The 12465-nt window shown below is 60.8% G+C and carries 9 protein-coding genes; 2 read left to right on the top strand and 7 right to left on the bottom strand.

All coding sequences use genetic code 11. From position 1 onward, the window contains the following. Positions 1–260 precede the first annotated feature (260 nt). On the bottom strand, positions 261–1190 hold the full coding sequence (locus EB809_RS13490; protein ID WP_123635350.1) for a GlxA family transcriptional regulator: 930 nt from the start codon (positions 1188–1190) through the stop codon (positions 261–263). Between the two features lie 36 nt (positions 1191–1226). Next, positions 1227–2684, bottom strand: a complete 1458-nt coding sequence (locus EB809_RS13485) for an exonuclease domain-containing protein (RefSeq protein WP_123635349.1) — start codon at positions 2682–2684, stop codon at positions 1227–1229. Between the two features lie 164 nt (positions 2685–2848). Between EB809_RS13485 and EB809_RS13480 the strand changes: the two genes are divergently transcribed. Next, complete coding sequence (locus tag EB809_RS13480; RefSeq protein WP_123635348.1) at positions 2849–4015, top strand: DcaP family trimeric outer membrane transporter; 1167 nt, start codon at positions 2849–2851, stop codon at positions 4013–4015. A 55-nt stretch (positions 4016–4070) separates the two neighbouring features. On the opposite strand, the gene EB809_RS13475 is transcribed toward EB809_RS13480, so the two are convergent. The 4 genes from EB809_RS13475 to EB809_RS13460 all read right to left on the bottom strand — a co-directional run bounded on the left by EB809_RS13475 (position 4071) and on the right by EB809_RS13460 (position 9625). Then, positions 4071–5426, bottom strand: coding sequence for an MBL fold metallo-hydrolase RNA specificity domain-containing protein (locus tag EB809_RS13475; protein WP_123635347.1), 1356 nt, complete (start codon positions 5424–5426; stop codon positions 4071–4073). Between the two features lie 2 nt (positions 5427–5428). After that, a complete protein-coding gene (locus EB809_RS13470; RefSeq protein ID WP_123635346.1) occupies positions 5429–6343 on the bottom strand; it encodes a ribose-phosphate diphosphokinase in 915 nt (304 codons plus the stop codon). Further along, on the bottom strand, positions 6340–7851 hold the full coding sequence (locus EB809_RS13465) for a thymidine phosphorylase family protein (RefSeq protein ID WP_223807962.1): 1512 nt from the start codon (positions 7849–7851) through the stop codon (positions 6340–6342). The genes EB809_RS13470 and EB809_RS13465 overlap by 4 nt, the downstream gene beginning before the upstream one ends. Positions 7852–8341: 490 nt before the next feature. Beyond that, complete coding sequence (locus EB809_RS13460) at positions 8342–9625, bottom strand: NADH:flavin oxidoreductase/NADH oxidase family protein (protein ID WP_223807961.1); 1284 nt, start codon at positions 9623–9625, stop codon at positions 8342–8344. A gap of 105 nt (positions 9626–9730) precedes the next feature. Between EB809_RS13460 and EB809_RS13455 the strand changes: the two genes are divergently transcribed. Then, positions 9731–10030, top strand: a complete 300-nt coding sequence (locus EB809_RS13455) for an ArsR/SmtB family transcription factor (protein WP_123635345.1) — start codon at positions 9731–9733, stop codon at positions 10028–10030. Positions 10031–10443: 413 nt separating this feature from the next. On the opposite strand, the gene aceF is transcribed toward EB809_RS13455, so the two are convergent. Next, positions 10444–12462, bottom strand: a complete 2019-nt coding sequence (gene aceF / locus EB809_RS13450) for a dihydrolipoyllysine-residue acetyltransferase (RefSeq protein WP_123635344.1) — start codon at positions 12460–12462, stop codon at positions 10444–10446. Between the last annotated feature and the right edge of the window lie 3 nt (positions 12463–12465).

The raw sequence follows: 12465 nt of genomic DNA, 5'->3' as shown, positions 1-12465 counted from the left end.
GTCTAACCGAAGCCAACAAGCTTTGGAGTTAACGTCAGAGATCAGAGTCTCTGGTAGGTTGGGCTGACGCAGAAAGCCCAACAAGCCGGGCTTGCGGCCAATCCTATCCAAGGGTCACCAAACCGGTTTTTGAGAACCCATGCTCCAAGCCTGTCCCACGGTAACGGGAACGTCCGGTGCCCGCTTCGCTTATTGTTGGGCTTCCTGCGTCAGCCCAACCTACTGGACTCGGAGAATTCGCTGTTGAATGAAGCCCGGACTCAGACCTCGCGATCTTCTGACGGCGTTAATCCGAAGGCATTACGGTAGGTGGTGCTGAAATGCGCCCCTGAGGAAAAGCCGCAGGACAACGCAATATCCGTCAGGCTCAATGCACTGTTACGGACGAGTTCACGGGCACGATCCAGCCGGATCTTGAGGTAATAGCGGGACGGGACGGTGTCGAGATACTTGCGGAACAACCGCTCCAACTGGCGCCGGGACAGGTTCACGTGACCGGCGATGTCGTCACCGGACAGCGGTTCCTCGATGTTGGCGAACATCAGGTCGACGGCCTCGGCCAGGGCCGGCTGTTCGGCGCGGGTGGCCTGATCGAGTTCGGCGCCACCACCAAGCTCCGGCTCCCCGACCCGTTCGCGGACAAACCACTGGGCCAGCGCCTCGGCCACATCACGGCCCAATTCGCGACCGATGGTCCAGATCATCAAATCCTGTGCTGCCGTAGCGCCGCGACAGGTCAGGCGATTGCGATCGACGCAGAACACGTCTTCGGTCTGGCGAATGGCCGGAAAACGCTCGCGCAGCTGTGATGTGGGCAAACCATGCAGCGCCGCACGATAGCCATCCAGCAAACCCGCTTCCGCCAGTAAAAGACCGCCGCTGGCAAGGCCGCCCATCATCGAGACGCCGTCGGCGTGATGATTCAGTTGCTCGACGAAATCGTCGGGCAATTCGCGCGGCGGCGCATGCCCGCCCACCAGCAGCAGCCAGTCCAGAGGTGGATCGCAACGATCAAGGGGGGTCTGGGGAATCGGCAGGCCGGAACCGAAAGCGGCGCCCAGGCCCAAATGCTCGATGGAGAAACACGTCTCGCCCAGCAGACGGTTGGCCGCCTGCATCGGTTCGACCGCGGCCGCGTAGGTCAGTGCGGAGGCACCCGGCAGCAACAACAATCCAACACGCAGCGACAAGCAGTTCTCTCCCGGCAGACAGGTTTATTCGGACAGTCAGCCGTCCGGTATCAGGATATCCGGCGTGCTCACTGCAGGCAGCTCGACAATGCGACGGGATCGACCGTCCCGCCCCATCAGGGCTTTCACCACCAGTTTATAGGAATCCAGGTCGAAGGTGACACTCTGACCGCCCAGGGAGAGATCCTGGAGATCGCTTTCATCGTGCAGCGTGGCGATGTGCATCCAGTTGTAGATGACAAGGATATCGGTGCGATCCCGCTCCCGGTTGTGTTCGACCACACCGACCGGACCCTGCCAGGGCCAGGTGGTCAAACGCAGGTTGTGGAAGCCGATCTGCATGCGCAGGTTGTAGCGGGTGACGTCCTCATCGTCTTCGCATGCCCCCTTGCAACGGCCCAGCGTGCGCTGGAAACAGGGCCCCTCACCTTCCGGCTCCAGCCCCAGCAATTTGTTGCAGAGGTCGTTCTTGGCGGCGATGCCTTTCAGGGCCCGTTCGGCGTCCCGGATGCTGCGGAACAGTCCGAAGTAATCCCCCAGTCGGTGCGGCTCGATTTCACGCGCCAGCCGGGCCTGCAGATAGCCAGCATCATTGTGAGTCAGTTCGATGCTGACCAGTGTCTTGGCGGCCCGGGAGCGCCGGTTGTAGAGCGGGTTGAGGGTCTTGATCTGGTGCAATTCCAGCAACAGCGCCCCGAGTTCGCCGGCGGTTTCCGTCCAGTCCACCCGACGCAGACTCTGGGACATGCGCACGCCCCGGTGGGAATTGTGGTCGCCGGAAAAATGCGAGGCCACACGCTGCAGGATATTGGTGCTTTTGCCCACATACAGCAGCACGTCGTTTTCGCCGTAGAAGCGGTAGACGCCCGGCGCCTGGGGCAGGGTTTCCAGGATATCCGGCGGCAAATGCGACGGCACGCTGGGACGGCGCAGCAGGTGCCTGACAGCGGCTTCCACCTGCTCCGCGCCCTTGTCCTGCAACGAGGCTTCGAAAAACGCCTGCATTGCGGTCACATCGCCCATGGCCCGGTGACGCTGCACATCGGGCAACCCATGCCGGGCAATAAGGGCATCCATGTTGTGGCGCCGGAATTCCGGATACAGCCGGCGGGACAGCTTGACCGTACAAAGGACGCGAGACGAGAACGCCTGCCCGAGTCGACGGAATTCGGCCTTGATAAAGCCGTAATCGAAGCGGGCGTTGTGCGCCACAAACACCGTGTCTTTCAGTTTTTCCCGCAGGGTATCGGCGATCTCCGCGAAGCGCGGGGCGTCGGCCACCATGTCATTATTGATGCCCGTAAGCCGTTCAATAAAAGAGGAAATTCGCGTTTCCGGATTCAGCAGGGTCTGCCATTCATCCACCACCTCGCCGTTGCGCCAGAAGCGGATGCCAATCTCGGTGATCCGGTCGTGCATGGCGTTACCGCCGGTGGTCTCCAGATCGAGAAAGGCGAAGGTGGCGGAATCGAGGAAGGCGACGGTCTCAGACATGTTTATCCTTTACGTGAACAAAGCCTCACTGGACCGCGATTAAAAAGGAGTTTCCCGGGAATTAGACCTTGGTATAAATAATGACCAACCTGTTTGAATTGTCACCAAACCGTAACTACTTTGAAGAAGACGCAACACAACAATAACGCATGGAGAACACTTCAATGAACCGCAACAAAATAACAATCGCAGTTCAGGCAACAACGGCGGCGATGGTACTGGGGCTCGCCTCCCAGGCCAGCGCTATCGAACTCAATCCAGGGTCAATCGATGCCGAGCTGTACGGTTACGCCCGCATGAACGCTGTTTACGACATCGATGAGGATATCGGGATATCCACCCAGGCCGGTTCCTTCGACAAGGTGAACACCGGTGCTGCCGAAGATGACGAAATCACGGGTCATTTCGATGCGGATGCGGTCCAATCCCGCCTGGGTGTCAAAGTCACCTCCGAGCAAGGTGTGAAGGTTGTTGTCGAAGGCGACTTCCGTGGTAACGGCGGCGGCGACCTGCGCCTACGCCATGCGTACGGGGAATACAACGGTGTCCTTCTGGGGCAAACTTGGTCCAACTTTAATAGCTTTGTAGGCAATACTTCTGTCTTGGACTTCGACGCCCTGGCTGGTAACGCCGGTCTTCAGGGCCGGGTAACACAGGCTCGCTATACCACTGGCCCATTGTCTGTTTCTTTGGAAGATAACAATACAAGCATTCTCGACCCTGACCCAGCGGTTGATGATGATGAGATTGCTACCAAGAATAGCTTGCCAACTTTGACAGCCCGCTTTGAAAACTCGTCTGGCCCACTGTCGCTCTCTGCCGCTGCTCTACTGCACCAAGTCGAATACGATGTCGGCGTAGCGGATGATCAGGCCATCGGTTATGCGGTTTTCGGTGCAGCCAAGTTTGCCGTCACCGATACCGTCAGCCTCCAAGGTGCTATTGCCTACAGCGATGGTGCTAACGCCTACCTGTATCGTTCCGGCGATAACTTCGGTGCAGCCGACGCATACGTTAAAGGCAATGGTGATCTGGAAACCATCAGCGGTTACGGCGCAACGCTTGGCATCGGTGTCGATGTTGGCCCGGGCTCAGTCAATGCTGGTTATGGCTGGGTCACTAACGACTGGGATGACGCAGAGGATGACCTCGGCACTGCCGTTGTTGGCGAAGAACACGAAACCAACAGCAACGCCATGGTCAACTACATGTGGAGTCCGGTGAAGAACGTCACCATGGGTGTTGAATACGCCTACTTCATGGTCGACAAGCAAAATGGCGACGACGGTGATGCCAGCCGCATCATGTTCGCCGGTCAGTACAACTTCTGATCCACAGCCAACCCCGAAAAGCCCCGGTCCACCGGGGCTTTTTTATGTCTGACGGTCAGACCCGCAGGATGGTGTGATAGCCCGCGATATCCACCTCGAACTTTGTCCGCTGCCGGAGATAATCGCGCAGGGTTTCCGACGATTCCGGCTCGCCGTGAACGAGTTGAATTGCCGTTCCGGGACGTAGATCACTCGCCTTCAACCACTGCTCCAGCTCGACGTAATCCGCATGGGCCGACAGGCCGTCCAGCATCTCGATACGCGCCTTGATGGGAATCCAACTGCCGTGGATTTTCACGGCTTCGGCCCCGGCCATCATCTTCGCGCCCCGTGTTCCGCCGGCCTGATAGCCGGCGAACAACACGGTCGTGCGTGGATCGCCCAGACGCTCCTTGAAGTGGTGCAAAATGCGTCCGCCGGTCGCCATGCCGCTGCCCGCAATCACCACGTGCGGGAACGCCTGGTTGGTCAGCGCTTTGGACTCGTCCACGGAGCGGGTGTAGATGGCGGCGCTGGCCATCTCATGGCATTCCTTCTCACTCAGCCGGTGCTGCTCGGGGTAGTTCCAGTAAATGCCGGACACGTCGATCGCCATCGGACTGTCCAGGTAGATGGGAATTTCCGGAATGCGCTGTTCGCGGATCAGGCGAGCCAGCATGTACTGCAGCACCTGGGCGCGCCCCACCGCAAAGGAAGGAATCAGAACGTTGCCGCCACCGCTGATGGTTTCATTAACAATCCGGGCCAGTTCGCTGTAGGGGTCGTCATCCGGATGACGGCGATTGCCGTAGGTGGACTCGAGCAACAGCAGGTCCAGTTCCGGCAACGGTGGTGGGGGGTTCATGAACAGGTCGTGAGGCCGGCCCACATCGCCGGAAACGCCGATACGTTTGCCTTCGACCTCGATGATCACGCTGGCCGATCCGAGGATGTGACCTGCCGACTGGAGGTGAAACTGGAAATCACCCACTGCGAAGGTCTCGTGGTATCCCACCGACTGGAACAACGCCATGCTGGCTTCGGCGGTGGCCCGGTCGTACAGGGGCTCGGGTTTTTCGTGGCGGCTGAGTTTGTGCCGGCCCAGGTAGTCCGCCTCCTCTTCCTGCAGGTGGCCGCTGTCCGCCAGCAGGATGGCGCAGAGCTCCCGGGACGCGTGGTGGGTAAATACGGGCCCGCGGTAGCCCGCTTTGTAAAGCACCGGAATGTAACCGGAGTGGTCCAGGTGCGCGTGGGTCAGGACGATCGCATCCAGTTTGTCGATGTCCATGGGCAGCGGCTCCCGGTTGCGTCGGCGCAGCCACTTGTAACCCTGGAACAATCCGCAATCGACCAGCACCCGGGTGCGTTCGGTCTCCATCAGGAATTTCGAGCCGGTGACCGTTTCCGCACCGCCGAGAAAGGTAATCCGCATTGTCAGGTCTCCTGTGCAGATCTCAGACACGCCTGTATCGCCGGCGCGAGCAATGGACTGACATCGATCACGTTGGTGGCATGCGGCACCGTGTTGGTCGTCACCAGTCCGGCCAGGCCGGCGCCCACCAGTTGGGCGTCCGACTCGTCCGCAAAGATGCCGTGCACCGCCGCGCACTCCACCTGTTCGATGCCGCCGGCTTCCAGGGCCTGCAGGCACTTGAGAATGGTATGGCCGCTGGATATGACGTCATCGATGATGACCGCCACACGGTCGTCGTACTGCTCCACCGGCGGCAGCGTGACCCGCACATGACGATCGCCCAGACGCTCCTTATGGCCAATCACATAAGGGTGGCCGCTGCGACGGGCGATCTCGGCCACCCAGTGCTCACTCTCCGCATCCGGCCCCACCAACAACAGATGCCGACGCTGACCCAGCCACTCGACCAACGCCGGCGCCGCCTGCACCACGCGGCTGGGTACGCTGTACAGCTGATCCAGACTGCGGAAGCGATGCAGGTGCGGCTCCACGGTGACCAGCCAGTCGATGTGGGCAGACAGGCTCCGGGCAAAAATTTTCGAGGTGATCGCTTCACCGGATTGGAAGCGGGCATCCTGGCGCATATAGCAAAGATAGGGGGCCACCAGTCCCACCGAGGCCGCTCCGAGATCCCGCAGGGTGTCCGCCAGGAAGATCAGCGACAAGTAGCGATCGTCCGGACGCGACAGGTCGGCCAACAGGATGCAGTGCCGCCCGGTTACATCCGAGTGGACGCGCACATAGCTCTCACCGTCTGGAAAATGCCGCGACTCCAGTTGTCCGACCTGGGCCCTCAATCGATCACAGAGGGGTTTTTGCAGCGGTAGCTCCTGGAACGCAAACAGCAGCGGCGTAGTCTCGGCATCGGGCGTCATGGTTGGTTCACCAGGCTGAAGATGGGTTGTTCGGAGGCGTAGTAGTCCAGGGCATAATCCCGCTCTCCGGCGCTTTCGCTGAACAGCTGGAACAGGGGCTGCCCCGCTTCAACGCGGTCGCCCAGCGCCACGCTGAGTCGCAGTCCGGCCGCTTTGCTGGCGGGCGCACCGGCCAGTTTAGCCAGCTTGGCCAGCCGGCGGTTGTCGATGGCGTTAAGCACACCGCGGCGGGCGGCCTTCTCCTCATGCGTGTAAACGGCCTGAGGCAACGTCTTGAGCCCGCCCTGGGCGGTCACGATCCGCCTGAACTGGGCCCAGGCATGGCCATCCTCAAGCAGCGCACGGGCCTGTTCTCGACCGGCCGCCAGTCCCTGACCACTGGCCATATCGAACAGGTGAGAGGCCAACTCAAGTGCCCGATCGCGCAGGTCGGCCGGCGCCTCAGGTGTTTGTTGTAATACCGCCAGCACATCCCGGGCTTCTTCCACCGGGCCAATACCCCGCCCCACCGGTCCCCGACCATCGGTCACAACACAGCGTACCGACAGGCCACAGGCCGCGCCCACTTCCACCAGCAGGGATTCCAGCCGCTCCGCTTCCGGCTGGCTGCGGACTTTGGCGGTGGGGCCAACCGGGATATCGATGAGTACATGGGTGGAACCGGCTGCAATCTTCTTGGACAGCACCGAGGCGATCAGTTGCCCTTCGCCGTCGAGTTCCAGGGCCCGTTCGATCCGGATCAGCAGATCGTCGGCGGGGCTCAGGTTCATCGAACCGCCCCAGGCCAGGCAGGCGCCGGCCTCCTCCACGACACGGCGAATGTCCGCTACACCGAGATCCACATGGGTGAGCGCGTCCATGGTATCCGCCGTGCCGGCCGGCGATGTGATGGCCCGGGAAGAGGTTTTGGGCATGACCAGCCCACCGGCGCTGCAGATCGCCACCACCAATGGCGTGGTGCGGTTGCCCGGCAGGCCGCCGATGCAGTGTTTGTCGTAAATCGCGCGGTCGTCGCCCCAGGCCAGTCGTTCGCCACTGGCCACCATGGCCCGGGTCAGGTCGGTAATTTCCGCCAGCGACAACCGGCCGCAGGCACAGACACTGAGAAAGGCGGCAATTTCGATATCGCTGTAGCGGTGGCGGGTGACGTCGTCGATGATGGCGGTGATGTCGTGATCGCTGAGGGTATGACCAAACACCTTCTTGCGCACGGCGGCGAGCGATCGAATTGGCGGCGCGTGCTTGATCGTCAACGGTGTCCCCGGCCGCACCCAAAGGCGTTCCAGGGCACTGTTGGACAGCCCGATATGGCCATGCGGGATATGGCCGCCATAGACCACATTCAGCACCGCAATAATGGATCGACCGCCACAGGACACGTTCAGACGGTTGCTGGCGACGAAACCCTCGGAGCGGCACAGGTGACAGTCGTCCCGCATGTAGACCACCAGTTCCTGATGGGTATCGATCCCCATGGGGAACGCCTTCAATTCGTTCGCGTAATTCACGGCCCCTCACTCAGAACGGAAGACTGCCAACGGCGCTTTATCCCTGAACAGTAGCAGTCCGCCTGCGGGCTCCCATTGATGGAAGTCAGGTTTGCGCTGAATAGTCGAACACCCTGACGTCCACTTTAGACAGTAAAGCGGCGTGCACGCACCAACTTCACACGATGCGACTCAACATGGGGCAAGTGAACAGGGCAACAGGCGGGCGATCAAAAACCAACCGACTGATTTAGCGGACGTTGCAACACATGGCACAGCCAATGCTTTCGTAGAGGACAGAGGCGCGCGAAGTCAGGCCTCAGGACTGAATGGAACCGGATTGCACCGTTTGGAGGTGATGCCTTATGAAACAAGCTGAACACACCAGCCTGCTGTTTGAACTGACCCACCCGTTCGAAGCGGCCGTCATGGACGACCTGCACGATTACTTCGACTGGATGTACTTCGCCAACTGATTCGTATCGGGCCCGGTATACCCGGGCCCGATCACTTACTCCCCGGCCCGAAGACGCGTTCTCAATCCCCGGGTCGTCATCACCGAAATTACCTGCATCAGCGACAGTAAACCGCGATCGTGCTGACGTGGCGACTTACCGCGCCCCATACGCTCCAGTTGCCGGGTGTACCAACTCACTTCCATCAATCCCATGTTGTCGATGGCTTTGATACCCGTCTTGATGGGGCGTACGGCGCTGGTGAAATCGGCACCGGCCAGGATCAGGCGCGGGAAATCCGGCTCCACCGCCAGCGGACGCGCCAGGCCGACCAGATCGGTGGCGCCACTCTTGATCGCGGCCGCCATGCCGTCCCGGGTGCGGAAGCCGCCGGTTACCATCAAGGGCACGTCGGTCCGTTCACGCACTTTCTCGGCAAACTCCAGGAAGTAGGCTTCCCGGGCCCGGGTACTGGCCTTGGTGCCTTTGGCCATCGCCGGGTTTTCGTAGTTGCCGCCGGAGATTTCGATCAGGTCGATGCCCAGATCCGCCAGCGTCTCGATCACCATCAGCGACTCTTCTTCGGTGAAACCGCCGCGCTGGAAATCTGCCGAGTTCAACTTGATACCCACGTTGAATGTTTCCGAGGTGGCGGCCCGAATGGCTTTGTAGACTTCCACCACGAAGCGCATGCGCTTCTCGGCCGTGCCGCCCCAGTCGTCCGTGCGCTGGTTGTGGTGCGGTGACAGGAACTGGCTGATCAGATAGCCGTGGGCGCCGTGGATCTGTACCCCATCGAAACCGGCCTTCTCGGCAATGGCCGCACTGCGTCCGAACCGCTTGATGATGTCGTCAATCTCCGGGCCGGTCAGGGCCCGAGGCGTGGCGAACATACTTTGCAGTTCCTTGCGGAACGGGATCGCGCTGGGAGAGACCGGGTCGCGGTTCAGCATCTTGGGGCTCTGCTTGCCCGGATGATTCAACTGCATCCAGATGGCGTTGCCGCGCCTCTGGCCTGCGGCGGCCCAGGTCTGGAGGGCCGGCAGATCGCGCTCGTCTTCCAGCACCACGTTCTGCGGCTCGCCGGTGTGACGCCGGTCGATCATCACGTTCCCCGTAATCAGCAGGCCGGTGCCGCCTTCGGCCCAGGTGTCGTAGAGCGTGGCCAGGTCCTGGGTGACGCGGTTGTCCAGCGTCCCCATGGTTTCACTCATGGCGGACTTGGCGAAGCGATTCGGCAGGACATTGCCATTGCGCAGCGTCAGGGGCTGGCCCAGCAGATCGCTGGCGCTCATCCGGGCGCCGTCGTCGGCGCGCTTGTTCTTGAGGCCGTTCTTCATGGGATCGTGATCCTTTCATAATTCGACAATCGTCAAATTATTATACGTTTCGATAATTGTCAAACTGTAATAGAATGGCCTTTAAAGACTGCTGTCGGGACCGTTATGCCAATCAGAGAACTGCCCCATTCCGAACGCCTGGCACGTGCCTTCAAGGCACTGTCCAACCCCAACCGCCTGCGCATCTACCAGCAGATCAAGGCCGCCCGGGTCAGCCCGATGAAAGACAGCGGCTGCAAATTGGTGGATTTCATCAATTCCATGAAAGTGGGCGCGCCGACCATTTCCCATCACATCAAGGAATTGGTGAACGCCGGGCTGATTCGTGTGGAGAAGGATGGCAAGTTCGTGACCTGCTATCTGGAGGAGGACATGCAGCAGGAGTTGCGGGCGTTTCTGGATTGATCTTCTTTATTGTATTGCTTCCGGCTGCGACGCCACATCGGCTTTGATTCGGTGGAAGCGAATCAAATGGATGCCAGCCCTTCCGTTGTATTAGACGGCCGTCCCTGGCCGGCTAATACAACCGGGACATCCTTGTCCCTCCTCCAGGTCTGACATCCATTTGTTTCGCCCATAGCTCGAGTGACTGGCATCAAGCGCAAACCAGGTCGCGTTCTGCACAAATCTCAAATCGAAGCCAATGGGCGCCATCGCTGGAGCAGAGGACAGGATGTCCTCGTCGCATAAGCGGCCACGGACGGCCCTCTTAGGCGACGGAAGCGATGGCGCCCATTGGCTTCTGCCCCGAGCTCAGCAAACCCAACCCGCACGCAACAAAAAAGCAGGCCGAAGCCTGCTTTCCGCGCACCCGACATTTACAACAGCAATCGCCGGACATCCCCCAGCAACTGCCCCAGCAACGTCGTAAACCGCGCGGCATCCGCCCCATTCACGGCGCGGTGATCGTAGGACAGCGACAACGGCATCATCAGCCGCGGCTCGAAGGCCTCACCGTCCCACACCGGTTTCATCGAGGCTTTCGAGACACCTAGGATCGCCACTTCCGGGGTGCTGACGATGGGGGTAAACGCCATGCCACCGATGCCGCCCAGGCTGGTGATGGAGAAGCAGCCACCCTGCATTTCGTTGGGTTTGAGCTTCTTGTCCCGGGCCTTGGCGGCCATGTCGGAGGCTTCCTCCGCCAGCTCCCACAGGCCTTTCTTATCCACATCCCGGATCACCGGCACCATCAGCCCGTTGGGCGTATCCACCGCGATGCCGATGTGGATGTACTGCTTGCGGATCAGCTCCTTGCGCTCCATGTCCAGCGACACGTTGAACTGGGGCAGTTCCGTCAGGGCCTGGGCGCAGGCCTTGAGCATGAACGCCAGCGGCGTCATCTTGACCCCACGCTTCTCGCCTTCGGCCTTGAGGCTCTTGCGGAAGGCATCCATGTCGGTGATGTCCGCCTCGTCGTGTTGGGTCACGTGCGGCACGTTGAGCCAGTTGCGCTGCATGTTGTTGGCGGTGGCCACCTGGATGCGTGACATGGCTTCCCGCTCAATCTCACCAAACTGGCTGAAGTCCGGCAGTTTGACGCCAGGAATGCCACCACCGCCGCCGGGTGCGGCCACGCCGCCTTCCTGGGTTTTCTGCAGCTCGCCCTTCACGTAGGCCTGGACGTCATCCTTGAGGATGCGGCCCTTCGGCCCACTGCCCTTGATCCGGGCCATATCAACACCGAACTCCCGGGCCAGCTTGCGCACGGCAGGGCCAGCGTGCACCTTGCCGCTGGTCTTGGGTTCGGATTCCGTGTCGCTGCGGGCCGGTTGCTGACGTTCCGGGCTCTGCCGCGTCGCCTCTTTCTGACCTTCTGCCGGCGCCTCGTCGGCCTCCTCTTCGCCCTGGTCATCGCCGGACACGGTCATTTCCAGCAGGTCGTCACCTTCGGACAACTTGTCCCCTTCGCTGACCAGCACCTTGTCGATCTTGCCGGCGTAGGGAGAAGGAATCTCGAAGGTGGCCTTGTCAGACTCCACCGTCACCAGCGGGTCTTCCTCGGCGACCTCGTCGCCCTTGCTGACGTTCACCTCGATGACCGGGACGTCCTCCGCGCCATCCATGCTCGGCACTTTGACCGTTTCCTTACGGGAACCGCCGCCCGATGCCTTCTTGCCGGATTTCGGTGCCTTATCTTCCGCCTTTTCAGCCGGTGCATCCGATGCCTCGGCAGGCGCTTCCTCGCTGCCGGTCTCTTCGTCACTATCGGCTCCGCCGTCGTCGGAGATCGTCATCTCCAGCAGGTCGTCGCCTTCGGACAACTTGTCCCCTTCCTTGACCAGCACCTTGCCAACCTTGCCGGCGTAGGGCGACGGAATTTCGAAGGTGGCCTTGTCGGATTCCACGGTGACCAGCGGATCTTCCTCAGCGACCTCATCCCCAGCCTTCACATTGATCTCGATGACCGGCACGTCTTCCGTCCCGTCGAGATTGGGCACTTTCACCGTTTCCTTGCGGGAACCGCCGCCGGATTTTCCAGAGGATTTCCTGGCGGACGCCTTCTCGTCAGACGATGTATTTTGGGACGAGGTATCGGACGAGTCGGCCGCCTTGTCTTCCGGCTGATCGTCTTCCTCAGACGACTCGCCGCCGGCACCCTCGGCGTCAATCGTGCCGACCACATCGCCTTCCTTGATCTTGTCGCCCACCTTGACGCTGATCTTGGTGATCTTGCCGGCCACCGGCGCCGGCAGATCCACCGACGCCTTGTCCGATTCCACCGTCAGGATCGAATCCTCCTCTTCGACGGTGTCGCCCTTGCTGACGGTGATCTCGATGACTTCAACCTCATCCGCACCGCCAAGATCGGGCACCTTGATGTCCTGTTCACTCATGGC

The organism is Marinobacter sp. R17, assembly GCF_003789045.1.
GTDB lineage: Bacteria > Pseudomonadota > Gammaproteobacteria > Pseudomonadales > Oleiphilaceae > Marinobacter_A > Marinobacter_A mangrovi.
Note: the sequence above shows the minus strand (reverse complement) of the source record. Positions and strands in the feature narration are given on the sequence as shown.